At 72.6% G+C, this 23,779-nt stretch carries 22 protein-coding genes; 11 read left to right on the top strand and 11 right to left on the bottom strand.

Annotated features, from left to right (window positions below; genetic code table 11):
- Positions 1–70: 70 nt before the first annotated feature.
- The 4 genes from ABZS51_RS33460 to ABZS51_RS33445 are packed head-to-tail and all read right to left on the bottom strand — an operon-like array spanning position 71 to position 3,769.
- Positions 71–520, bottom strand: coding sequence for a response regulator (locus ABZS51_RS33460; RefSeq protein ID WP_355449575.1), 450 nt, complete (start codon positions 518–520; stop codon positions 71–73).
- Positions 517–1,671 (bottom strand): ATP-binding protein, encoded by a 1,155-nt coding sequence (locus tag ABZS51_RS33455; protein WP_355449572.1) that lies wholly within the window; start codon positions 1,669–1,671, stop codon positions 517–519. The genes ABZS51_RS33460 and ABZS51_RS33455 overlap by 4 nt, the downstream gene beginning before the upstream one ends.
- Entirely contained in the window at positions 1,668–2,804 is a 1,137-nt protein-coding gene (locus ABZS51_RS33450) for a fused response regulator/phosphatase (RefSeq protein WP_355449569.1), read from the bottom strand. Before ABZS51_RS33450 ends, ABZS51_RS33455 begins: the two co-directional genes overlap by 4 nt.
- A 35-nt stretch (positions 2,805–2,839) precedes the next feature.
- Complete coding sequence (locus tag ABZS51_RS33445; RefSeq protein ID WP_310712832.1) at positions 2,840–3,769, bottom strand: LysR substrate-binding domain-containing protein; 930 nt, start codon at positions 3,767–3,769, stop codon at positions 2,840–2,842.
- A 134-nt stretch (positions 3,770–3,903) separates the two neighbouring features.
- On the opposite strand from ABZS51_RS33445, the gene ABZS51_RS33440 reads away from it, so the two are divergent.
- From ABZS51_RS33440 to ABZS51_RS33430, 3 genes are read left to right on the top strand one after another with little or no spacing between them, the layout of a single operon-like run.
- Positions 3,904–4,668 carry a succinate dehydrogenase cytochrome b subunit gene (locus ABZS51_RS33440; RefSeq protein WP_355449566.1) on the top strand — a complete coding sequence of 255 codons (765 nt, stop codon included), beginning with the start codon at positions 3,904–3,906 and terminating at the stop codon, positions 4,666–4,668.
- Positions 4,665–6,590: a fumarate reductase/succinate dehydrogenase flavoprotein subunit gene (locus ABZS51_RS33435; RefSeq protein ID WP_355449564.1), complete on the top strand. Its 1,926-nt coding sequence runs from the start codon at positions 4,665–4,667 to the stop codon at positions 6,588–6,590. The genes ABZS51_RS33440 and ABZS51_RS33435 overlap by 4 nt, the downstream gene beginning before the upstream one ends.
- On the top strand, positions 6,587–7,327 hold the full coding sequence (locus ABZS51_RS33430) for a succinate dehydrogenase/fumarate reductase iron-sulfur subunit (RefSeq protein WP_355449561.1): 741 nt from the start codon (positions 6,587–6,589) through the stop codon (positions 7,325–7,327). The genes ABZS51_RS33435 and ABZS51_RS33430 overlap by 4 nt, the downstream gene beginning before the upstream one ends.
- Before the next feature lie 74 nt (positions 7,328–7,401).
- On the opposite strand, the gene ABZS51_RS33425 is transcribed toward ABZS51_RS33430, so the two are convergent.
- Complete coding sequence (locus ABZS51_RS33425; protein WP_355449558.1) at positions 7,402–8,034, bottom strand: phosphotransferase; 633 nt, start codon at positions 8,032–8,034, stop codon at positions 7,402–7,404.
- A gap of 135 nt (positions 8,035–8,169) precedes the next feature.
- Here ABZS51_RS33425 and ABZS51_RS33420 point away from each other — a divergent pair, with 135 nt between their 5' ends.
- Both ABZS51_RS33420 and ABZS51_RS33415 read left to right on the top strand, forming a co-directional pair.
- Positions 8,170–9,858, top strand: a complete 1,689-nt coding sequence (locus ABZS51_RS33420; protein ID WP_355449555.1) for an ABC transporter ATP-binding protein — start codon at positions 8,170–8,172, stop codon at positions 9,856–9,858.
- Positions 9,859–9,860: 2 nt separating this feature from the next.
- Positions 9,861–11,618 carry an ABC transporter ATP-binding protein gene (locus ABZS51_RS33415; protein WP_355449552.1) on the top strand — a complete coding sequence of 586 codons (1,758 nt, stop codon included), beginning with the start codon at positions 9,861–9,863 and terminating at the stop codon, positions 11,616–11,618.
- Between the two features lie 8 nt (positions 11,619–11,626).
- Here the strand turns inward: ABZS51_RS33415 and ABZS51_RS33410 are convergent, their stop codons facing one another.
- From ABZS51_RS33410 to ABZS51_RS33395, 4 genes are all read right to left on the bottom strand, one after another.
- A complete protein-coding gene (locus ABZS51_RS33410; protein WP_355449549.1) occupies positions 11,627–12,763 on the bottom strand; it encodes a winged helix DNA-binding domain-containing protein in 1,137 nt (378 codons plus the stop codon).
- A gap of 25 nt (positions 12,764–12,788) precedes the next feature.
- Positions 12,789–13,772, bottom strand: a complete 984-nt coding sequence (locus ABZS51_RS33405; protein WP_355449548.1) for a WYL domain-containing protein — start codon at positions 13,770–13,772, stop codon at positions 12,789–12,791.
- Between the two features lie 97 nt (positions 13,773–13,869).
- Positions 13,870–14,991: an epoxide hydrolase family protein gene (locus tag ABZS51_RS33400; RefSeq protein ID WP_355449545.1), complete on the bottom strand. Its 1,122-nt coding sequence runs from the start codon at positions 14,989–14,991 to the stop codon at positions 13,870–13,872.
- Positions 14,992–15,049: 58 nt separating this feature from the next.
- Positions 15,050–17,116, bottom strand: a complete 2,067-nt coding sequence (locus ABZS51_RS33395) for a prolyl oligopeptidase family serine peptidase (protein WP_355449542.1) — start codon at positions 17,114–17,116, stop codon at positions 15,050–15,052.
- A gap of 45 nt (positions 17,117–17,161) precedes the next feature.
- Here ABZS51_RS33395 and mshB point away from each other — a divergent pair, with 45 nt between their 5' ends.
- The 3 genes from mshB to ABZS51_RS33380 are packed head-to-tail and all read left to right on the top strand — an operon-like array spanning position 17,162 to position 19,029.
- Positions 17,162–18,067, top strand: coding sequence for an N-acetyl-1-D-myo-inositol-2-amino-2-deoxy-alpha-D-glucopyranoside deacetylase (gene mshB, locus ABZS51_RS33390; protein ID WP_310712854.1), 906 nt, complete (start codon positions 17,162–17,164; stop codon positions 18,065–18,067).
- A gap of 11 nt (positions 18,068–18,078) precedes the next feature.
- A complete protein-coding gene (locus ABZS51_RS33385) occupies positions 18,079–18,516 on the top strand; it encodes a DUF6113 family protein (protein WP_355449539.1) in 438 nt (145 codons plus the stop codon).
- A 9-nt stretch (positions 18,517–18,525) separates the two neighbouring features.
- The gene (locus tag ABZS51_RS33380; protein ID WP_355449536.1) at positions 18,526–19,029 is read left to right on the top strand and encodes a flavin reductase family protein; all 504 of its coding nucleotides are present in this window, start codon (positions 18,526–18,528) and stop codon (positions 19,027–19,029) included.
- A gap of 272 nt (positions 19,030–19,301) precedes the next feature.
- Here the strand turns inward: ABZS51_RS33380 and ABZS51_RS33375 are convergent, their stop codons facing one another.
- Entirely contained in the window at positions 19,302–20,234 is a 933-nt protein-coding gene (locus tag ABZS51_RS33375) for a hypothetical protein (protein WP_355449533.1), read from the bottom strand.
- Between the two features lie 75 nt (positions 20,235–20,309).
- Between ABZS51_RS33375 and ABZS51_RS33370 the strand changes: the two genes are divergently transcribed.
- Both ABZS51_RS33370 and ABZS51_RS33365 read left to right on the top strand, forming a co-directional pair.
- Positions 20,310–20,732, top strand: a complete 423-nt coding sequence (locus ABZS51_RS33370) for a hypothetical protein (protein ID WP_355449530.1) — start codon at positions 20,310–20,312, stop codon at positions 20,730–20,732.
- An 82-nt stretch (positions 20,733–20,814) separates the two neighbouring features.
- On the top strand, positions 20,815–21,843 hold the full coding sequence (locus ABZS51_RS33365; RefSeq protein ID WP_355449527.1) for an MBL fold metallo-hydrolase: 1,029 nt from the start codon (positions 20,815–20,817) through the stop codon (positions 21,841–21,843).
- On the opposite strand, the gene ABZS51_RS33360 is transcribed toward ABZS51_RS33365, so the two are convergent.
- Positions 21,832–23,262, bottom strand: coding sequence for an MFS transporter (locus ABZS51_RS33360; protein ID WP_355449524.1), 1,431 nt, complete (start codon positions 23,260–23,262; stop codon positions 21,832–21,834). The two genes, ABZS51_RS33365 and ABZS51_RS33360, sit on opposite strands and share 12 nt — an antisense overlap.
- A 149-nt stretch (positions 23,263–23,411) precedes the next feature.
- Between ABZS51_RS33360 and ABZS51_RS33355 the strand changes: the two genes are divergently transcribed.
- On the top strand, positions 23,412–23,779 hold a 368-nt coding region (locus ABZS51_RS33355; RefSeq protein ID WP_355449521.1), incomplete at its 3' end, for a TetR/AcrR family transcriptional regulator.

Raw genomic sequence — 23,779 nt, 5'->3', positions numbered from 1 at the left:
GCGTGAGCATTTGTGACAAGGGTCACTCACTTTTTCGATGACCCGCTGTGATTCCTGTCACGTCCACGCGTCAGAGGCGCTTCCCCAGGTGCGGCAACTTAACCACCGTGACGAAAAAATCATCTATTTGTCGGACAACTCGGATGAATTGCTCGAAATCCACTGGTTTGGAGACGTACGCGTTGGCGTGCAGCCGGTAGCCCTGGAGGATGTCCTCCTCGGCCTCGGACGTCGTCAGGATGATGACCGGGATGGTGCGCAGGTCGGGGTCGGCCTTCACCTCCCGCAGCACCTCCATCCCGTCCATGCGCGGCAGGTTGAGGTCGAGCAGCACCAGGTCGGGCCGCGGCACGTCCTGGTAGCCCTCCTCGCGGCGCAGGAAGGCCATCGCCTGCTCGCCGTCGTTCACCACGTGCAGGCGGTTGCTCACCTTGTTGTACTCGAACGCCTCCCGCGTCAGCAGGATGTCGCCCTGGTCGTCCTCCACCAGCAGCACCTCGATCGGGCGGCCGGCACTCATGCGTCATCACCTGCCGCGGGCAGCGTCCAGCGGAAGGTGGCGCCGGGCCCCTCGGCGTCGCCGTCGAGCCAGAGCCGGCCGCCGTGATAGTCGACGATCTTGCGGCAGAGCGCCAGCCCGATGCCCGTTCCCGGGTAGACGTCACGCGGGTGCAGGCGCTGGAAGATCAGGAAGATCCGGTCGGCGTACTTGCCCTCGATCCCGATCCCGTTGTCCGAGCAGCTGAACTCCCACACGTCGTCCTTCCGCACGGCCTCGATCCGGACGCGGGGCGGCTCCGCGGAGCGGAACTTGACGGCGTTCTCGACGAGGTTCTGGAAGAGCTGCGTGAGCTGGAGCCGGTTGCCGAGCACGCGGGGGAGCGGGCCCGCCGTGACGGTCGCGTCCGTCTCCTCCAGGGCCGCCGACAGGTTGTCCACGGCCGCGGACAGCGCCGGGCCCGTGTCGACGGGCGTCCGCTCCCCGCTCACCCGGCCCACCCGCGAGAAGTCGAGCAGGTCGTTGATGAGGAGCTGCATGCGCTTGGCGCCGTCCACCGCGTAGTGGATGTACTGCCTGGCGCGCTCGTCGAGCCGGTCGCCGTAACGCTGGTCGAGCATCTGCGTGAAGCTGGCGATCTTGCGGAGCGGCTCCTGGAGGTCGTGGCTGGCCACGTAGGCGAACTGCTCCAGCTCGCCGTTCGAGCGGCGCAGCTCGACCGCCTGCTCCTCTGCGCGGCGCCACGCGGTGACGATGCGCTCGCGCATGGCGTCGACGTGGCCGGACAGCTCCGCCAGCTCCGCGGGGTGCTCGACGGCCGGGCGGTGGTCGTAGTCGCCGGCCGCGACCTGGCGCACCTGCTCGGTGAGCTGGGCGATGGGCTTCAGGACGACGTACCTGACGACGCAGCCCAGCACCACGCCGGTCACCAGCAGGATCAGCAGCAGCACGATCAGCGCCACGTACAGCCTGCCGAGGTGCTCCTCCACCTCGGGGCGGGGCCGGGCCGCGCGGACCTGGTCGATGAGCAGGATCGTGTACACGATGGCGGTCGCGAACGCGAGCGTGACGACCGAGCCGACGACCGCGAACCAGCGGCCCATCGGCAGGCTGCCCAGCCCGGTGGTCACGCGGGGCGGCGGCAGCGGCCGGATGCCCGACACGTCGCTCATGCCGTCCCCTTCCCGAGGAGCACCATGGCGAGGTCGTCGTCCGGGACGCCCACGTGGCGGATGAGCCGGTCGAGGTCGATGGAGCCGTGCTCGCGCACGAGCTCGACCAGGCCCTCGACGCCGAGCGGCAGGTCGTCCTCGCCGGCCGCGGCCTCGATGAGGCCGTCGGTGTACATCATGATCGCCCAATCCTCTCCGAGAGGAACATCGATGACCCTCCACTCGGCGTCGGAGAAGATGCCGAGCGGCGGCCCGGACGGCGTGCCGTCCACCACGGCCACCACGCCGTCGCGCACCAGCACGGGCGGCGGGTGGCCCACCACCCGCATCCGGGCATGACGCAGGTCGGGGGTGATCGTGGCCATGCACAGCGTGGTGAAGATCTCCGGAGCCTTGCGCTCGGCCCGCAGCAGCGCGTCGAGCGTGTGCAGCAGCCGCTCGCCGGTCTGCCCGGCCAGCACGAGCGTGCGCCAGGCGATGCGCAGGGCGACGCCGAGCGCCGCCTCGTCGGGGCCGTGGCCGCACACGTCGCCGACCACGACGTGGATCGCGCCGTCGGAGGTCTGCACCGTGTCGAGGAAGTCGCCCGCGAGCAGCGTGCCCTGGTTGCCGGGCAGGTAGCGGGTGGAGTGCTCGACCGCGTCGGTGCGCAGCAGCGCGACGGGCAGCAGGCCGCGCTCCAGCCGGGCGTTCTCCTTGGCGGTGAGCTCGGCCTCGACCAGGCGGATCTGGGCCAGGTCGGCCCGCTTGCGCTCCATCGCGTAGCGGATCGCCCGGGCCAGCAGCCGGGCGTCGATGTCCTGCTTGACGAGGTAGTCCTGGGCGCCGGCCTGCACCGCGGCGACGCCCACGTGCGCGTCGCGCAGGCCGGTCAGCACGAGCACGGCCGCGTGCGGCGCGAGGCGCAGCACCTCCTCCAGCGCCTCCAGGCCCGAGGCGTCCGGCAGCGTCAGGTCGACCAGCACGCACTGGATCGCGGTGGTCAGCTTCGGCCTGGTCTCGCGGAGGCTGCGCACCCAGGTGATCCTCGGCGGCGCCTCCGCCTCCTTGAGCAGCTCCTCCACCAGGAAGGCGTCACCGTCGTCGTCCTCGACGAGGAGCAGCGTCAATGTCTCGGAAAGCGTTGCCGTCACACGCGGGCCTCTTCGCAGGGTGGAACTGTTGCAGCTCATTGTGCGATGAGCTCGACCCCTTGCGGAAGCGTCCCCTCATGTCCCGCTTCGACCACGAACGCCAGGAGCGTGGCCCGGAACGCCTGCGCGGCCCTGGTCGGCTCCACGTCCCGGCGGTGCGCCAGCGCCACCGTACGGCTGAGCCCCGGCGGCGTGAGCGGCGTGCCGGTCAGCCCCGGCCGCCCGTCGAGCACCATCGAGGGCACGACCGCGACCCCCAGCCCCGCCTCCACGAAGCGCAGCACCGCGTCCATCTCGCCGCCCTGGACGGCCAGCCGCGGCTCGAACCCCGCCTGCCGGCAGGCGGCCAGCGTGGCCTCCCGCAGGTCGTAGCCGCGCCGGAACATCACCATCGGGCGGCCGCGCAGATCCTCGATGCGCAGGTGCGGCTTGCGCAGCGGCTCGTGGGAGGAGGTCACCACGACCAGGTTCTCCCGCAGGAGCTCCTCGGTGACCAGCGCGGGGTCGTCGCCCTGCAACGGCATGATGATCAGGGACAGATCGATCTGGCCGCGGGCCAGCGCCCTGACCAGGTCCCGCGAGCCGCCCTCCTCGACCAGCAGCTCGATGCCCGGGTAGTCACGGTGGAAGCGGGCCAGCGCGTCGGCCAGCAGCCCCGTGCACAGCGACGGCGTCGCGCCGAGCCGTACGCGGCCCTTGCGCAGGCCGGCCAGCTCGGCGACCTCCTGGCGGGCGGTCTCGGCGTCGGCCAGCATCCGGCGGGCCAGGGGCAGCAGCGCCTCGCCGGCGGCCGTCAGGGTCACGTTGCCGCGCGCCCGGGAGAACAGCGGCGCGCCGAGATCGGTCTCCAGCGCCTTGATCTGCTTGCTGAGCGAGGGCTGGGCGACCCGCATCCGCTCGGCCGCCTGGGTGAAGTGCCTGGTCTCGGCCACCGCGACGAAGTAGGAGAGCTGCTGCAACTGCATGTGATATTCCTCGCACTGACCTGGGCTGTTTCCGCACGCCGGCCGTGCAAACCAGACATCATAGCCGCAGGCTATGGAAACCAGGCCCGTCATGACTTGGACGGATCATCGCTGGATACCTAGCGTCAGAAAACGTGACTGCCACGATAGAGCGCGGCGCCGCCACCGCGCCTGTTAGCTCCCCCAAGTCCGCTCCACCGGCGAAGAAGCCCGCCGCCCGGAGGCCGCAGAGGTTCCTGGCCTCCTCCAACGGCAAGAAGGTCGTCATGGCGGTCACCGGCGCCGTGATGGTCTCCTTCCTCATCCTCCACATGCTGGGCAACCTCAAGATCTTCTTGGGGCGCGAGTCGTTCAACGACTACGCCGACGCGCTGCGCACGCTGCTGGAGCCCATCGCCCCGTACCGGACGGTGCTGACGATCCTCGAGATCGGCCTCGTCGTGTCCGTGGTCCTGCACATGTGGGCCGCGATCTCTCTCGCGAGACGGGCGCACCGCGCGCGGCCGGTGAAGTACGTCGCCAAGAAGTCGCAGGCCGGTGGCTACGCCACGCACATCATGCGGTTCGGCGGCCTCACGATCCTGCTCTTCCTCGTCTGGCACCTGCTGGACCTGACCTTCGGCGTGGTCAACCCCAAGGGCTTCGACTCCGCCCCGGCCGACCGGATGATCGCCGGGTTCGCGGCGTCGCGCTGGTGGGTGACGCTGATCTACCTCGTGGCCGTCGTCATGGTGGGCCTGCACCTGCGGCACGGCATCTGGAGCGCCTTCCAGACGCTCGGCTGGGCCAACCGCGCCCGCTACCGCGCGCTGCGCGCCACCGCCTCCGTCGTGTCCGCCGTCCTCGTCGTCGGCTTCCTCGCCCCGCCGCTCGCCATCACCTTCGGAGTCGTCAAGTGAACTACGTAGAGGGTCCGGAGATCCGGGACACCAAGGCGCCCGAGGGCCCCATCGAGGAGCGGTGGGAGAAGCGCAAGTTCTCGGCCAAGCTCGTCAACCCGGCCAACAAGCGCAAGCTCAACATCATCGTGGTCGGCACCGGCCTGGCCGGCGGCTCGGCCGCCGCGACGCTCGGCGAGCTGGGCTACAACGTCAAGTCGTTCTGCTACCAGGACTCGCCCCGGCGCGCCCACTCCATCGCCGCCCAGGGCGGCATCAACGCCGCCAAGAACTACCGGGGCGACGGCGACTCCATCTACCGGCTGTTCTACGACACCGTGAAGGGCGGCGACTTCCGCGCCCGCGAGTCGAACGTCTACCGCCTGGCCCAGGTCTCGGTGAACATCATCGACCAGGCCGTGGCCCAGGGCGTCCCGTTCGCCCGCGAGTACGGCGGCCTGCTCGACACCCGGTCGTTCGGCGGCGCCCAGGTCTCCCGTACCTTCTACGCCCGCGGCCAGACGGGCCAGCAACTCCTGCTCGGCGCCTACCAGGCGCTGGAGCGGCAGGTGGCGGCCGGGACCGTGGAGATGTTCACCCGCCACGAGATGCTCGACCTGATCGTCGCCGACGGGCGGGCCCGCGGCGTCATCGTGCGCGACATGGTGACCGGCGAGATCGAGCGGCACGTCGCCGACGCGGTCGTGCTGGCCACCGGCGGCTACGGCAACGTGTTCTTCCTGTCCACCAACGCCAAGGGCTGCAACACCACGGCCATCTGGCGGGCCCACGAGCGCGGCGCGTACTTCGCCAACCCCTGCTACACGCAGATCCACCCGACCTGCATCCCGGTGTCCGGCGAGTACCAGTCGAAGCTGACGCTGATGTCGGAGTCGCTGCGCAACGACGGCCGCGTGTGGGTGCCGCTGCGCAAGGGCGACGACCGCGTGCCCGGCGACATCCCCGAGGACGAGCGCGACTACTACCTGGAGCGCATCTACCCGGCGTTCGGCAACCTCGTGCCCCGCGACATCGCCTCCCGCGCCGCCAAGAACGTCTGCGACGAGGGCCGCGGCGTCGGCCCCGGCGGCCTCGGCGTGTACCTCGACTTCCGTGACGCCATCAACCGGCTCGGCCGCGACGCCGTGGAGAAGAAGTACGGCAACCTGTTCGAGATGTACGAGCGCATCACCGGCGAGAACCCGTACGACACGCCGATGCGCATCTACCCGGCGGTCCACTACACAATGGGCGGCCTGTGGGTGGACTACGACCTGCAGTCCACGATCCCCGGCCTGTTCGTGATCGGTGAGGCGAACTTCTCCGACCACGGCGCCAACCGCCTCGGCGCCTCCGCGCTGATGCAGGGCCTGGCGGACGGCTACTTCGTGCTGCCCACGACCATCGGCGACTACCTGGCGGCCGGCCCGTTCGGCGAGGTCGACGAGGAGGCCGTGGCCGAGGCCGAGGTCAAGGTCCGGTCCAAGATCGAGCGCCTGATGTCGGTCAACGGCAACCGCACTCCCGACTCCTTCCACCGCGAGCTGGGCAAGCTCATGTGGGACTACTGCGGCATGGAGCGCACCGAGGAGTCGCTGCGCAAGGCCCTGGAGCGCATCCCCGAGCTGCGCCGGGAGTTCTGGGAGAACGTCAAGGTCAGCGGCACTCCCGAGGAGCTCAACCAGGTGCTGGAGAAGGCCGGCCGCGTCGCCGACTTCTTCGACCTGGCCGAGCTCATGTGCCTGGACGCCCTGGTGCGGACCGAGTCGTGCGGCGGCCACTTCCGGGCCGAGTCGCAGGACGCCGACGGCGAGGCGCTGCGCGACGACGAGCACTTCGCGCACGTGTCGGCGTGGGAGCACTCCCCGGACGGCGCGCCGGTGCTGCACAAGGAACCGCTCGAGTACGAGTACGTCAAGATGACCCAGCGGAGCTACAAGTGAACCTGACACTGAAGGTCTGGCGGCAGAGCGGCCCCTCCGACGCCGGGCGCATGGTGACGTACAAGGTCGAGGACGTCTCGCCTGACATGTCGTTCCTGGAGATGCTGGACGTCCTCAACGAGCGGCTGATCCTGGAGGGCGACGACCCGGTCGCCTTCGACCACGACTGCCGCGAGGGCATCTGCGGCATGTGCGGCATGGTCATCAACGGCGTCGCGCACGGCGAGCAGCGGGCCACCACGACCTGCCAGCTCCACATGCGGCACTTCGAGGACGGCGCCACCGTCACCATCGAGCCGTGGCGGGCCGCGCCGTTCCCGGTCGTGAAGGACCTCGTCGTGGACCGGTCGGCGTTCGACCGGATCATCCAGGCGGGCGGCTTCGTCTCGGTGCCGGCCGGCTCGGCCCCGGACGCCCACAGCGTGCCTGTCCGCAAGGAGGACGCCGACGACGCCTTCGACGCGGCCACCTGCATCGGCTGCGGCGCCTGTGTCGCGGCCTGCCCGAACGGCTCCGCCTCCCTCTTCACCGCCGCCAAGATCACCCACCTGAGCCTGCTGCCCCAGGGCCAGCCGGAGCGCCTGACCCGCGCCAAGGCCATGGTGGACCAGATGGACGCGGAGGGCTTCGGCGGCTGCACCAACACCGGCGAGTGCACCGCGGTGTGCCCCAAGGGCATCCCGCTGGACACGATCGCCCAGATGAACAGCGACTACCTCCAGGCCAACTCGAAGTAGTCACCCGCGCGCCACGTCGAACCCGTCGACGTGGCGCGCATGACCCTGTTCGGCCAGGGAGAACCGGCGGGCGGTCAGGCCGTCCAGGCGGAGGTCGTGTCGAGGCGGTCCCGCCAGAGCTTCTCGCCGCCGCCTCCCGGCTCCCAGCGGGCCGTGAAGTCCAGCAGGTCGCGGCAGCGGCTCAGCATCGCCGCGTGCCGGTCGCCCCACGACGGCACCTCCGGGCCGCCCTCCCGGCGGTACGCCTCGAAGAAGCGCGGCAGCAGCGGCACGTGCTCCGGATGGTGCGTGCGGACGATCCACTCGCACCACGACAGGTCCTCGACCGGCGGACCCGGATGCGCCCACTCCCAGTCGAGGATCGCCACCGGCTCGAACGTCACCGGGTCGAACAGCATGTTCTGCGGGCCGTAGTCGCCGTGGACGATCCCCAGCCGGTGGATGCCCGCCAGCGCCCGCCCGCAGGCGGCCAGCACCTCGGCGGCCCGGCCGTCGTCCAGCAGGTCCTGGCCGTGCTCCCCGGGCACGAAACGGGTCGTCACGCTCGTCGGCGTGATCTTGTGGACGCGCGGCACCGGCAGACGGCCCCTCAACCGGCGCAGGAACCTGCTCTCCGTGCGCAGCCGGACCTCCGCCTCGGGGCCCTCGTAACACTTCACGACGAGCGCGCCGTCGCCCACCGTGCTGTTGGTGTACCCGTGCCTCACAGAGACCGATTCTGGCCTACCGCCACGCCGGGCGCACCGGCCGGCTCGGGTTGACTATGACGGCCCAGGGAGAAACGTTCCACAGAGTGAAAATGGTTTGCCGCGCGTCGAACCGTTTGTCAACCTTGACTGGCCATGCGCTCCCTTCCTGAAGCCGATCCCGGCACGCCCGACGTCCGCGGCCCGCTCCGCTACCTGTGGTGGAACGCGCGCCGCCAGTTGCCGTCCCTGCTGGGCGGCATCGGCTTCGCGACCGTCTGGTGGCTCGTGCAGGCCCTCGTGCCGGCCGTGCTCGGGAAGGGCGTCGACGCCGTCACCGCCAAGGACGCCCGGTCGCTGGTGCTCTGGTCGCTCGCCCTGCTGGGGCTCGGCCTGGTCCAGGCGTACACCGGGATCATGCGGCACCGGCTGGCCGTCTACAACTGGCTGGCCGCCGCGTACCGGACGGTCCAGGTGACCGCCCGCCAGGCCGCCCGGCTCGGCGCCACGCTGCCCAAGCGGGTCTCGACGGGCGAGGTCGTCAGCGTCGGCAACTCCGACATCGCGCACATCGGCAACTCGATGGACATCCTGCTGCGGGGCACCGGCTCGATCGTGGCGATCGTCACCGTGACCGTGATCCTCATCTCGACCTCGCTGCCGCTGGGGCTCATGGTGCTCGTCGGCGTGCCGATCATGGCCGTGGCCGTCGGGCCGCTGTTACGGCCGCTGCACAGCCGGCAGAAGGCCCAGCGCGACCTGTCCGGCGACCTGTCCACCAGGGCCGCCGACATCGTGGCCGGCCTGCGGGTGCTGCGCGGCATCGGCGGTGAGCGGGTGTTCGCCGAGCGCTACCGCGAGGAGTCGCAGCGCGTCCGCCACGCCGGGGTCGCCGTCTCCCGGGTCGAGTCGCTGCTGGAAGGCGCGCAGATCCTGCTGCCCGGCCTGCTCATCGCGGCCGTCACCGGCGTCGGCGCCTCGTTCGCGCTCGACGGGGAGATCTCCACCGGCCAGCTCGTCGCCTTCTACGGTTACGCGGTCTTCCTGATCGGCCCCATGCGCACGCTCACCGAGGCCGCGGACAAGCTCACCAAGGGCCACGTGGCCGCCCGCCGGGTGGTGCGGATCCTGTCGATGGAGCCGGAGGTGTCCGGCGGCACCGGGACCAGCGGGGGCGGCGTGCTGCGCGACACGTTCAGCGGCGTCACCCTCCAGCCGGGCACGTTCACCGCCGTGGCCGCCGCCGCGCCCGAGGACGCGATCGCCATCGCCGACCGGCTCGGCCGCTACACCGGCGGCGACGTCACCTTCGGCGAGGCCGAGCTGGCCGCCCTGCCGATCGGCGAGGTCCGCTCCCGCATCCTGGTCGCCGACAACGGCGCCCGCCTGTTCACGGGCCGGCTCCGCGACGAGCTGGACGTCCGCGGCCACGCCTCCGACGACGTCGTACGGCGGGCGCTGCGGGCGGCCTGCGCCGAGGACATCGTGGAGGCGCTGCCCGACGGGCTGGAGGCGTCCGTGACCGAGGGCGGCCGGGAGTTCTCCGGCGGCCAGCAGCAGCGGCTGCGGCTGGCCCGCGCCCTGGTCGCCGACCCGGAGGTGCTCATCCTGGTCGAGCCGACCAGCGCCGTGGACGCCCACAGCGAGGCCCGCATCGCCGACCGGCTGACCCGGGCGCGCGCCGGCCGTACGACGCTGGTGTGCACCACCAGCCCGCTGGTGCTCGACCGCACCGACCACGTGATCTACGTCGAGGACGGCAGGGTGCTCGCCGAGGGCACCCACCGGGAGCTCCTGGAGTCCTCGCCCAGCTACGCCGCCACCGTGACCCGAGGGGAGGACTGACGATGGCCCGCGAGATCCTGCCGGTCGCCGACCAGGCGCGGGTGCGCGCCTACGCCCGGCGGCTGACACTGAGGTACCCGCGCCGGCTGGCCACCGCCCTCGCCCTGCACGGGCTGGCCGCCGTCGCCGGGCTGGCCGTGCCGTGGCAGCTCGGCCGGCTGGTCCAGGACGTCGAGAAGGGGGCCGGCGTCAACGTCGTGCTCGTCGCGGGCGGCATCGGCGCCTTCCTGCTGCTCCAGGGCGTGCTGGTCCGCTTCGCGGTGCTGGCCTCGGCCCGGCTCGGCGAGAAGGTCCTGGCCGAGCTGCGTGAGGAGTTCGTCGAGCGGGTGCTCGCCCTGCCCCTGTCCACGGTCGAGCGGGCCGGCTCCGGCGACCTGATCACGCGCACGTCCCGCGACGTCGACTCGTTGTCCAGGACCGTGCGGCACGCCGTGCCGGAGACGCTGATCGCGGTCGTCACGTTCGCGATCACCATGGGCGCGCTCATCCTGGTCGGACCGCTGCTCATGCTGCCGATGCTGGTGGCCGCCCCGCTGCTGTGGTTCGCCACCCGCTGGTACCTCGGGCGGGCCCGCGACGGCTATCTGCGCGAGAACGCCGCCTACGCCGACATGACCGAGGGCCTGGCCGAGACCGTGCAGGGCGCCAGGGCCGTCGAGGCGCTCGGCCTCCAGGGGCGCCGGCGGGAGCGGACCGACCGCGACATCGCCCGCTCCTTCGCGGCCGAGCGCTACACGCTGGGCCTGCGCACGGTCTGGTTCCCGGCCGTGGAGCTGGGCTACGTCGTTCCCGTCGTGTCCACGCTGCTCGTCGGCGGCCTGTTCTACATCGACGGCTGGGTCACGCTGGCCCAGGTCACCGCCGCCACCCTGTACGCCCAGCAGCTCATCGACCCGCTCGACCGGTTCCTCATGTGGATCGACGAGCTCCAGGTCGGCGGGGCGGCCATGGCCCGGCTGCTCGGCGTCGCGGAGGTGCGCGACGACCGCGCCCCCTCCGGCGCGCGGCCCTCCGGCGAGCTGATCGAGGCCGACGACGTCCGCTACGCCTACCGGCAGGGGCGCGACGTGCTGCACGGTGTGTCCCTCACCGTACGGCCCGGCGAGCGGCTGGCCATGGTGGGGCCGTCGGGCGCGGGCAAGTCCACGCTGGGCAGGCTGCTGGCCGGCATCCACGGCCCGCGCGAGGGCACCGTGTCGGTGGGCGGCGTCCCGCTGGTGGAGCTGCCGCTGGACGACCTGCGCGGGCACGTCGCGCTGGTCACGCAGGAGCACCACGTGTTCAAGGGCACGATCCGCGACAACCTGCTCATCGCCCGGCCGGAGGCCGACGACGAGGCCGTGCGCGACGCGCTCGCGGCCGTGGAGGCGCTGGACTGGCTCCTCGCCCTGCCGGACGGCTTGGACACGGTCGTGGGCTCCGGCGGGGCGGCCGTCTCGCCGGCGCACGCGCAGCAGCTCGCGCTGGCCCGGCTCGTGCTGGCCGACCCGCACACGCTGGTCCTCGACGAGGCCACCTCGCTGATCGACCCGCGCGCCGCCCGGCACCTGGAGCGCTCGCTCGCGGCGGTGCTGGACGGGCGCACGGTCATCGCGATCGCGCACCGCCTCTACACGGCGCACGACGCGGACCGGGTCGCGGTGGTGGAGGACGGGCGGATCACCGAGCTGGGCCCGCACGAGGAGCTGGTGGCGGCGGGCGGCTCGTACGCGGCGCTGTGGAGCAGCTGGCACGGCGCCCCGGCCCGCACGAGCGGCTGAGGCCCGCCTCAGTCCATGGGCCGGAGGCGGAGGTACTGCGTCGGCGCGTCGGCGGCGGCGAAGCGGAGCAGGCGCTCGCCCTCCTCGGCGACGGCGGCCTCCTCCGCACCCGTCACAGGCGTGAAGAGGCGGACCTCCAGCGTCGCCGTCCCCTTCGCCCGCCGGATCTCCCACAGCCCGCGCACGAACCCGTCCACCAGCAGCGCCGGGTACACCCCGATGTGCCGGCGGCCCTCATCGGTCATCAGCCGCCGCCGGTCGGCGTGGCCCAGCACCACGTTGTCGAGCGCGGCCAGGAACCGGACCGGGGCGGGGGTGTCCGGGTCGGGCCGGGGCGCCTCCGGCAGGTCGAGCAGCTCGGCGCCCTCCTCGTCCCGGAACACCGCCAGCCGGGGCCGCAGCTCGTCGGCGACCGCCCGCAGCCGGGTCAGCCCGCTCCACGCCTGCGCGTCCTTGACCGTGGCCGGGCCGAAGGCCGCGAGGTAGCGCAGCAGCAGCTCGCGCGCCCTGTCCACAGCCCCGCCAGCGGCCCCGTCCGCGGCCCCGTCGCGGGTCGCGTGCGCGGTCGTGGCCGGCGGGGCGCCGAGCCAGTCGTCCGCCAGCGTGAACGGCGTCGGCCCGCGCCGCCCCCAGGTCCCGTCGGGCGGCGGGTGCACGACCGGCAGCAGCCCCTGCACCGAGCGGGCCAGCGCGACGGGATCCGCCCCCGGCCACCGCTCGGCCAGCGCCCTGCCCAGCTCCGGCCGGGTCAGAACGCCGCCGGAGAGCAGCCCCCGCGCGGTCGCGGCCAGCTCGGCGGGGTCCACGCCCGGCGTCGCCCGGCCGAACGCGCCCCTGCGCCACCGCTCCAGCATCGGTTCCAGCAGCGGACGCAGCCACCGGTAGTCGGCCGCGCTCACGAGGTGCTGGGTGCCCCGGTACAGGGTCGCCCGCACGACCCGGCGCTCGTACAGCAGCGTCGTCAGGTCGTCGTGCCGGAAGCCCGTGACACGACTCCACAGGCCGACGTACGGCGGGTCGGGGTCCTGGGCCTGGAGGCCGGCCAGCCGCTCGACCACCTCCAGCGCCGGCGCGCCGGTACGCGCCAGCAGGAGCTGGCGCTCCAGCGTGGCCCTGTTGAGGGCTCGCCGGGAAAGGACGTCCATCGAGCTCCTCATCCGTCTTGGCGCGTCATTCGTCTTCGCGTGGCCGGTGCGACGGCCAGGCAGCGCGCTGGAGGCGCCCCGTGAGGGTGCGCAGGCGCTCCAGCAGCTCCGGAGGCTCCCGCACGTCGAACTCGAACCCGAACGTGGCCACCCACACCGCCAGGTGGTCGAGGCTGTCGGAGCCGATCCGCAGCACACACGTGCGCTCGTCGAGCGGCTCCACCACGCCGAGCGTGACCGGCACCGCGCCGGCCACCTCCACCGCCGGTGCGCACATGGTCACGACCGCCTGATAGCGGTGCGGCCGGGTGGCCGTGGACAGGGCGAGGTAGCGCGCCACGTCCTCGTCGGGCAGCGGGCGCGGCACGAAGCGAGGGCCGTTCGGCACCCGAAGGGACATGCGGTCCACCCGGTACGTGCGCCAGTCGTGCCGAGTCGTGTCCCAGCCGAGCAGGTACCACCGCCGGCCGCCGCTGACCAGCAGCCGGTACGGCTCGGCGTCGCGCACGCTCTCCTCGCCCTCGTGCGCGACGTACCCGAACCGCAGCCGCTCCCGGTCGCGCACCGCCGCGGCGATGGCGATCAGCGTCGCGGGGTCCACCGTGGGACCGGCGGCCGGCATGGTCACCATCGCGGCGCCGAGCGTCCCCACCTGATGGCGCAGCCGCGAGGGGAGGACCTGGTCCAGCTTGGCCAGGGCGCGCACGGACGTCTCGGCGACGCCGGTGATCGCGCCGCCCGCGGCCGTGCCCAGCGCCACCGCCACGGCCACCGCCTCCTCGTCGTCGAGCAGCAGCGGCGGCAGGGCGCCGCCGCTGCCCATCTGGTAGCCGCCGCCCACTCCGCCCACCGCGTCGATGGGGTAGCCGAGCCGGCGCAGCTTGCCGACGTCACGCCGCAGCGTCCGCGGGCTGATCCCGAGCCGCCCGGCGAGCTCCGCCCCGGGCCAGTAGGCGCGTCCCTGCAGCAGGCCCAGCAGGCGGAGCAGCCGGGCTGAGGTCTCCAGCACACGACGACTCTGCCACTGATCGCGGCCGGTATCTGACCGCGATCAACGCCGGGTCTCAGGGCGGCCGGCGTCGTCGCGGGCCCGATCGGCGTCCGGCTCAGGTCAGGGCGCGGAAGAACGCCCGGACGCCCTCGGCGAACACCCCCGGCTCCTCCAGGGCGAGGAAGTGGCCGCCGGTGTCCTGCTGCGACCAGCGCACGATCGCGTGGTCGCGCTCGGCGTACGGCCGGATGCCGTACTCGTTCGTCCCCGCCAGCAGCACGCCCGTGGGGACGGTGCCGCGCGGGCGGGGCTCCCAGCCCGCCGGCTCGTTGACCTGCTCGTAGTAGATCTGCGCCGCCGAGCCGGCCGTGCCCGTCAGCCAGTAGAGGGTGACGTTGGCGAGGAACAGGTCGCGGTCCACCGGGCCGCCCGCCCAGCGATGGAACATCTCCGCGATCCAGGCGAGCTGCGCGGCCGGGGAGTCGGTCAGGCCGTACGCGAGAGTCTGCGGCGAGCGCGACTGGATCGCGACGTACCCGGCGGTCGCCTCGTCCAGCGCGGCGGCCCGCTCGCGCTCCACGTCCGTCAGCCGGGCGTCCTCCTCCTCGTCGCCCGCCGGGAACGACAGGATGCCGGTGAGGTGGACGCCGGTGACCCGTCCGGGGGCCAGGCGGCCCATCTCCGGGGCGACGAACGCGCCGGTGTCCCCGCCGTGCACGCCGTACCGGTCGTAGCCGAGGATCTCCATCAGCCGCGTGAGCGCCCCGGCGACGCGGCCGGCGGTCCAGCCCGGCTCGGCGAGCGGCGACGAGAACGCGAACCCGGGGATCGAGGGGATCACCAGGTGGAAGTCCTTGCGCAACGGCTCGACCACCTCCAGGAACTCCACGAAGGACATCGGCCAGCCGTGGAGCAGCACGAGCGGCAGCGCGCCGGGATCGTCCGAGCGGACGTGGGCGAAGTGCACGCTCTGGCCGTCGAGGACGGTCGTGAACTGCGGCAGCGCGTTGAGCCGCCGCTCCTGGGCGCGCCAGTCGAACTCCGACCGCCAGTAGGCGGCCAGTTCCTTCGCGTGGTCCACGGGGGTGCCGCGGGTCCAGCCGGTGCCGGGCAGGTCGGCGGGCCAGCGGGTGGCGTCCAGCCGGCGCCGCAGCTCGTCGAGCTCGGCCTCGGGGACGTCGATGTGAAAGGGGACGGGCGCGGGCACGCTCGCGTGAGAAGAGGTCGGTGAAGACATGGCCGTGACCCTAGGAAGGATCGCGGCCACCTTCTGTCCTCCGGTGCCGGGGCCGGTGTCAGTCGCCCAGCGCGCGCTTCAGGAAGTCGACCTGGAGCAGCAGCAGGTTCTCCGCGACGACCTCCTGCGGCGTCATGTGGGTGACGCCCGACAGCGGCAGCACGGTGTGCTGGCGGCCCGCCGCGAGCAGCGCGGACGACAGGCGCAGCGTATGGGCGGCCACCACGTTGTCGTCGGCCAGGCCGTGCACGAGCAGCAGGGGCCGCTCCAGCTTGGCCGCGTCGCCGAACAGCGAGGAGTTGTCGTACACGTCCGGCTGCTCGTCCGGGTGGCCCAGGTAGCGCTCGGTGTAGCAGGTGTCGTACAGCCGCCAGTCGGTCACCGGCGCCCCCGCGACGGCCGCGTGGAACACGTCCGGCCGGCGCAGCACCGCCAGCGCCGCCAGGTAGCCGCCGAACGACCAGCCGCGGATCGCCACCCGCCCGAGGTCGAGGTCGTCGGGGTACTGCTGGGCCACGCCGTGCAGCGCGTCGATCTGGTCCTCCAGGGCCGGGGTCGCCAGGTCGTCGAGCACCTCGCGCTCGAACGCCGGCCCCCTGCCGGGCGTGCCGCGGCCGTCGGCCACGATGACCGCGAACCCCTGCTCGGCGAACCACTGGCTCTCCAGGTAGCCGCCCCGCCGGTTGAGCACGCGCTGGGCGTGCGGCCCGCCGTACGGGTCCATGAGGACGGGCAGCCGCCCCGAGCCCGGCTCGTGCCAGGAGGGCAGCACCACGGCGGTGGCCAGCTCGCGGCGGCCGGAACGGCCGAGCGAGACCCGCAGGTCCAGGCCGGGGCGCTCGGCCACGGACGGGATCGGGATGGCCATGCCGTCGCGGCGCACGACCGTCGTGGACACGCCCTCCGCGTCGAGGCTCTGCTCGGTGAGCACGCCGACGCCGCCGGCCATCCGCCCCGAGAACACCCCGGAACGGGTCGAGACCGGCAGCAGCGAGTGGCCGTCCCACGTCCAGAGCTGGATCTCGGTCGGGTCGCCGCTGGCGCTGAACAGCACGCTGTCGTGGTCGACGTCGAGCACGGCCCGCACCTGCAGCGTGGGCGGCGTGACCGCGCGGTCGCCGACGAACAGGCGGTGGCCGCCGTCGGCGGAGGCCACCCACACCAGCGAGCCGTCGTCCAGGTGGGCCGGCACGCCGTTGACGATGTCCACCCAGGCGGGGTCCGTGTCCTCGCGCACCAGCGTCGAGGCGCCCGTCGCCGGATCCACCTCGAACAGCCGCAGCGCCTTCTGGTGGCGCGGCATCGTCACGATCGACAGCGCGTGGGAGTCCCAGGCGGCCGTGGTCAGGTACTCGTCCTCGAACGGCACCGCCACCCGCGAGCCGTCGAGCCCGAGCACGAACAGCTCGGTGACCGCGTTGGGCGTGCCGGCGGCCGGGTAGCGCTGGGCCGTCGGAGTCCGGTCGGGGTTGGCCGGGTCGGCGATGTACCAGGTGCGGACCGGAGCCTCGTCGGCCCGCTCCACCAGGAGCGCGTCGCCGCCGGGCGACCACCAGTGGCCGCGCATCCGGTCCATCTCCTCGGCCGCGATGAACTCCGCCAGCCCGTAGGTCACGGTGGGGGACTCCGGCGTCGCCAGCGCGCGGTCCTCGCCCGAGGCGAGGTCCTGGACGCGCAGCGCGCCCTCGGACACGTACGCGACGTGCCGGCCGTCAGGGGACAGGCGCGGGTCGATCACCGAGCCCGGCGCGTCCAGGCGGCGCGACCGGCCGCTCGCCAGCTCCGTCACGTACAGGCCGCCCGCCAGGGCGAACACGGCGGCCGTCACCGCGGCGTCGGTGCTGTAGGCGACCACGCCGCCCGCCTGCTCACGGCTGCGCTCGCGCCGGGCGCGCTCCTCGGGCGGGAGGTCGCCCTCGTCGGCGTCAAGGGCACGCGGGTCGACGACCAGCCGCTCGACGTGGGTCTCGGTGTCGAGCTCCCACAGGCAGGTGACCGGGTCGGTGCCGGCCTTCGTCCGCAGGAACACCACCCTGGAGCCGTCGGGGGAGATCGTGAAGCCCCTGGGCACCCCGAGGGTGAACCGGCGGGTCCTGGCCGACAGACGCGGGAAGCTCTCACTCATGGGCCCAATCCTGCCAGGAGGCGGCTGTTGGTTACGCTCTGAGTCATGACCGATCGACGGCTGCTGCTCGTTCACGCTCACCCCGACGACGAGTCGATCGGCACCGGCGCCACCATGGCCCGCTACGTGGCCGAGGGCGTCCACGTCACGCTCGTGACCTGCACGCTCGGCGAGGAGGGCGAGGTCATCCCCGGCCACCTCGCGCACCTGGCCGCCGACCGCGACGACGCGCTCGGGCCGCACCGGATCGGCGAGCTGGCCGCGGCGTGCGCGGCGCTGGGGGTGCACGACCACCGCTTCCTCGGCGGTCCGGGACGCTGGCGCGACTCGGGGATGATGGGCGTCGCCTCGAACGACCGTCCCACCGCGTTCTGGCAGGCCGACCTGGACGAGGCCGCCGGGGAGCTGGTCAAGGTCATCCGCGAGGTGCGGCCCCAGGTGCTCGTGACGTACGACGCCAACGGCTTCTACGGGCACCCCGACCACATCCAGGCGCACCGGGTGTCGTGGCGGGCGTTCGCGCTGGCCGCGGACGCGGGGTTCGGGGAGGGCGAGCCGTGGCAGATCGCCAAGCTGTACCACACGGCCGCGGCCAGGTCCGTGATGCGGCGCACGGCCGAGGCGCTGCGCGAGACGCGCTCGGGCTTCATCGCCGAGGACGTGGACGACGTGCCGTTCGGCAGCCCCGACGAGGCGATCACCACGGAGATCGACGCGCGGCCGTGGGTGGGGGCCAAGCTGGCGGCCCTGCGGGCCCACGAGACGCAGGTCACGGTGCGGGAGCCGTGGTTCGCGCTGTCGAACGGGATCGGGCAGGAGGCGCTCGGGGTCGAGCACTTCGTGCTGGCCATCGGGGTGCCGGGGCCCGCGCTGCCGGGCGCCCCGGCCGAGGCGGGCGGCCTCGGGGAGCCCCACAACCGCGAGAACGACCTGTTCGCCGGGATCCACTAACCTCATCACCCATGGAGGAACGCGGCTTCGACACGGAGCGACGCGGCCAGGGCGAGTCGGCGCTGGGAGGCGCGGCCTACGGCATGCTGTTCGTGCTGGGGGTGGTCATGGGTGTCGTCGGCGGGTTCACGCAGGCCGCCTGGCACGCCGGCCCCGTTCCGGTCGCGGCGATCGGCTGGCTGCTGGTGCTGTTCGCCGTGTGCCTGGGGGCGGGCAGGATGCTGCGGTCCCGGGCCGGTGCGGCGGTGACGGCCGCGGGCTGGCTGCTGGTGTCGATGCCGTTCTCGTTCCCGCTCTCCCAGGGCGATCTGGTCATCTCGGGGGGCGCCGCCGGCTATGTCTACCTGTACGGGGGCATGGTCGCGGTGGTGGCCGCCTTCCTGCTGTCGCCTGCGTCGTCGCGCGGCTCGTGGCTGCTGCGCGGGCAGGTGCCGCGAAACCCAACGTAAAGTACATCCGTGCACCATGATTCCCTCAAGCGGCACGTGGACCGGCAGACGTACCGGAAGGTCGTCGGGAGGTTCGCCACCGGAGTCGCGGTCGTCACGACCCGCGTCGGCGAGGTGGATCACGCGATGACCGTCAACTCGTTCACGTCCGTGTCGCTGGACCCCCTGCTGGTGCTCTTCTGCGCCGAGAAGGTGGCCCGCTTCCACGCGGCGGTGCTGGAGGCGGGGGTGTGGGGGGTGTCGGTGCTCCCGGCGTCCATGGAGGACGCCTCACGCTTCTTCGCCCACCGCGGCCGTGCGCTCGACGGCCAGCTCGCCCGCTGGCCGCACCACCGGTCGCCGGCGGGGGTGGCGCTGTTCGACGGGGCGATCGCGACACTGGAGGCGACGACGTCGGCGGTCCATCCGGGCGGCGACCACTCGATCATCGTCGGCGCCGTGACCCATCTCGGCAGCCCTTCCGACGGCGCCCCCCTTCTGTACCACGACGGCCGGTACAGCTCTTTCTCCTGACGTCTCTTTCCTTCTGCCCGCGGCAGAGCTCTTACAGCCCAGCTTTTACGGCAGAGCACGGGATGGCCCGGTCGCCGCACGTGGCGGGCGTCCGTCCAGGGGCACGCTCCTCCGGCGTGCGGGGCCGGGCGCCGCTACGCGCGCGACGTGAGCCGCCACCGTGGCGGTCCTTGGCCGGGGGATGTCTCTCGGGACACCCCGAACCCACCCCGGAGTAGCCGGTGCCGGTATCAAGGGCCGGGTCCTCCGGGGTGGTGGTCATGGGGAAGGGTTCACCGCGGCGGCGCCTGGGTGGGCGGGGCGGTCGTCGTGGCCGCCTGCGGTGTGGTTTCCGGCGTGGGCGACACGGACGGAGGCTCCGCGGGGGGCTCCGTGGCCGGTGGGCAGGCGGGGACGGGCTCCGCCGGGACCGCGCCCGTGTCGGTGGGCGTGAGCGTTTCGGTGGGCGTGTCCGTCGGTCCGCCCGTGTCCGTGGGCGAGACCGTGTCGGCCGGTGGCGTGTCGGCCGGTGGCGTGGCGGACGTGGATACGCCCTCCGACGGCACCTCCGGCACGGGCGTCTCCGTGGACGGCCGGCACGTGAACGTCACCGTGGCCGTCACCGTCTCGGCGGGCGCGGTCTGGGTGACCGTCTCGGCCGGGGCCGTGACAGTCGTCGTGACCTGCTCGGTGGCGGTCTCCGTCGCCGTGATCGTGACGGTGCCGGCGGGCTCCGGAGTGGCGGTGACCGTCACCGTCTCCGCGGGGGCCGCCGTGGGAGTGGCCGTCACGGTCCGCGTGGGCCACGGCAGGGCCTTGGCCTTCACCTTCGGCTTGCCCCGTACCTTGTACGTGCCCTTGCCGAGCTTCTTGGTGACCTGCCCGGCGCCGGTGGTCACGGGCAGCTCGGTGGTGGCCGTCCTGCAGGACTTGCCTCTGCACACCTTCTGCCTGACGGTGAAGCGGGCCGCGCCGTCGTACGCGATGGAGACGTTCAGATGGGAAACGCCGTCCTTCTTGACGACCTTCGTCTTCGCGGTGTACGTCCCGACTGTGGGCGTCGAGGACGACGAGGGAGTGGGCGTGGCGGTGGACGCCACCACCACGCGGAGAGGAGGGTCGGATAAGCCCAGGGGATCGGTCGCTGAAGTCTGCGTGATGGCGATGCCGCCGGCGCCGGCCAAGGCCAGCGCACCCAGCAGCGCGCCCAGGGTCGTCAATCTCATGATCCTGCTCTCAGGGGAGATTTCAGGACTCAGATCATTATTCCGACTTGTCAAGATTGGTCAAGACTGAGACGTATGAACGGGCGCTATCGGTTCCGGCGGGTGGCGAACTATGTCAATCTCTCCACTCCGCTCGGTCTGCTCATCTCCGTCATCGGCGGAGCCTCCAGACAGCCCGGACCCAACGGGCTCATCCTCGCCCACGGCTACCGCTACCGCTTCCCCATCGCGGGCGCGTTCACCGTGGGCAACGTCGTCCTCACCCGAAGGCCCGAGCTCGACGAGCGGCTCGTCCTGCACGAGGGGCGGCACGCCACCCAGTGGGCCTGGTGCGCGGGACTGCCCATGCTGCCGCTGTACGTGGTCTCCATGCTGGTCTCGGTGGTCGTGTGCGGGCATCAGGCGTCGTACAACGTGTTCGAGCGCCTGGCGGGGCTCGACGACGGCGGCTACCCGCACGCGCCCCCACGCTGGCGCAGACGCCCGCCCGTGCCCTGAACGCGAGCACCGCCGGACCCGCGGGCGCGCAGGTGAGAAGCGGCTTACGTGACTGATCCGTCACCCAGGGCAGGAGCGGATCATGACGAGTTCCCCCGTACCTCCGCGAAAGTGGCCGGACAGCTTCAAGGACCGACTCACCGCCCCCCTCCCCGAATACCGGGAGCTGCTGAGCGTCACCTGGAACGGAGGTCTGCGCCCCGATGTCGGCGACGCCGACCTCATCCCGGTGCGCCGCGAGGGCGGCCTGCCCCGCCCGGCCGACGGCGAGACCATGGTGACGTGGGTGGGCCACTCGACGTTCGTGGTGCAGGTCCACGGCTTGACGATCCTGACGGACCCGGTGTGGTCGCGCAAGATCCCCGGCGTGCGGGGACGCCTCACGCCTCCGGGGGTGGCCTGGAGCGACCTGCCGAAGATCGACGCCGTCGTGATCAGTCACAACCACTACGACCATCTGGACGCCCCCACGATGCGCAGGCTGCCGAGGAACACGCCGATGTTCGTCCCCGCCCGGCTGAAGCCCTGGTTCGACCGGCGCGGCTTCACCGACGTGACCGAGCTCGACTGGTGGGAGTCCGCCACCGTCGGCGGCGTCACGCTCGACTTCGTCCCGGCCCACCACTGGAGCCGGCGCGGCGTCTTCGACACCTGCCGGACGCTGTGGGGCGGGTGGGTGATCGGCGGCTCCGTCTACTTCGCCGGCGACACCGGGTACGGCGAGCGGCTGGCACAGATCGGCGAGCGCTACCCGGGGCTCGACCTGGCCCTCATGCCGGTGGGCGGGTACGACCCGCACTGGTTCGCCAAGGCCGCCCACGTCGACCCGGCGGAGGCCGTGCGCGGCTGCCTGGACGTGGGGGCCCGGCGGATGGCCACCATGCACTGGGGGACGTTCGTCCTGTCGAGTGAGCCGCTGCTGGCGCCGATCGAGCGGGCGCGTCAGGAGTGGGAGGCTCACGGCCTGGCCCGCGACGACCTGTGGGACCTCGCGGTAGGCGAATCCCGCACCTTCACCCCGGCCGGGGGCAAGCAGCCCGTGCCGGTGTCGGAGGTCGGCGGAGACCGGCCGTCGGAGGTCGGCGGGGAGCGGGTCGAGCTACGCGTGTGACCGGGCCGGCCAGGACGCCTCCCCGGCGGGGCGGGGCTGGGGCTCGGGGGCGGGACCGGCCGCGGCGGGAGTGGCCGCGGCGGTGGGTTCCCGGCGTTCGGGCAGGTGGATGAGGCGCCAGGCGATCAGGGCTGCGGCGATGTAGGCGGCGCCGACCAGGAGGAACGACAGGGACGCTCCGGCGGTCCAGCCGGGGGTGACGGCCAGGACGGCGCCGATGGAGGCGATGCCGAGCAGGGAGCCGATCTGCCTGTTGGCGTTGAGGACCGAACCGGCGGTGTTGGCGTGGCGGGTGCCCGCCGCGTTCACCGTGGCCGCCGTCAAGGCGGGGGCGATGAAGCCGCCCGCGATGCCGGTCAGGCCGAGGGCGACGGCCAGTGCCCAGTACGGGGTGGAGGGCGACAGCGCGACCAGGGCCAGCGAGGCCGCTCCCGCGACCAGGAAGGAGCCGGCCAGCAGCGGACCGGCCGCGATGCGCCCGGAGACGCGGGCGAAGACGATGTTGCTGACCGGGATGAAGAGGGTCAGAGGCAGGATCTCCAGCCCGGCCTGGAGCGGGGTCGCGCCACGGGCGTGCTGGACGTACAGGCCGAGCATGAACAGTGACCCGTAGAAGGCGGCGTTGAACAGGAAGCCCACGGCGTTGGCGCCGGCGAAGCGGGCGCCGCGGAACAGCGCCCAGGGCATCACCTGGTTGTCGGTGCGGCGCTCGCGGCCGATGAGCACGACGGCGGCGATCGCGGCGGCGCCGACGGCGCCGATCACCGGGGCCGCGTCCCAGCCGAGCTGCGGCCCCTCGATCAGCGCGAAGCTGATGCCCGCCAGCCCGACGATCACGGCGGCGTGCCCGGGAGCCGCCAGCGGCCGGGCGTCGCCCTCTGTCCGGGCGATGTACCGGCGGGTCAGGAGCATGCCCGCGATGCCGATCGGCAGGTTGATCAGGAAGATGCTCGGCCAGCCGAACGCGCCGACCATGATGCCGCCGACCGTCGGGCCGAGCGCCATGGACGAGGAGACGATCGCCGACCAGACGCCCAGCACCTTGGTGCGTTCGCGCGCGTCCGGGAAGGCCCGCACCAGGAGCGCGAGGGAGCTCGGCATGAACAGCGCCGCCCCGGCCCCCTGCAGGAGCCGCGCCGCGATCAGCACCTCGATACCCGGTGCCGCCGCGGAGGCCAGCGACGCGACCCCGAAGATTCCCATGCCCCACAGGTAGACCCGTCTCGCGCCCACCCGGTTCGCCAGGCCGCCGGCCAGCATCAGCAGGGCGGCGAAGGTGAGGACGTAGCCGTCCACGGCCCAGGTGAGCTGGGAGAGGGAGGCGTGCAGGCGTTCCTGGATCGTGGGCCCGGCGACCTGCATGACGGTGGTGTCCAGGCTGGCCATGACGAACCCGGCGGCCAGCGCGGTGATCTTCATCGGGCCTGACGGAATCCTGGGCATGATCGACCTCGCGTTCCCGAAGCTAAATGGACACTTTCTGTCCAGATCCGGACGCTAGTACAATCGGACTCAACCTGTCCACTTAAATCGGACCGGATTGGTCCACTTGTCGCTAGGCTGGCGGCATGACGGCAACAGCACTCGCGGTGGACCGGCTCCTGGACGACGGCTCCGGCCGACGCCCGCGCGCCGACGCCCGGCGCAACGTGGAGCGCCTCGTCGTCGCCGCCCGTCAGGCCGCCGCCGAGGGCGGCGAGATCACCGCCCACGAGATCGCGCGCCGTGCCGGTGTGGGCATCGGCACGTTCTACCGCAGGGTCGGCTCACCCGAGGCCCTGCTGGAGGCGGTCCTCAGCGAGGTGCTGGGGGAGATCGTCGCCAAGGGCGACGAGGGGATGGCCGATCCGGACCCCTGGGCGGGCTTCACGACGTTCGCCCTGTCCTACATTCGCCTTCGCAACGAGCTGTGCGACGTCAACAAGCGCCTCGGCGA

This window comes from Nonomuraea sp. NPDC005501 (assembly GCF_040605905.1).
GTDB lineage: Bacteria > Actinomycetota > Actinomycetes > Streptosporangiales > Streptosporangiaceae > Nonomuraea.
The sequence above is the reverse complement of the archived record's forward strand: the minus strand, read 5'-3'. Positions and strand labels throughout refer to the sequence as shown.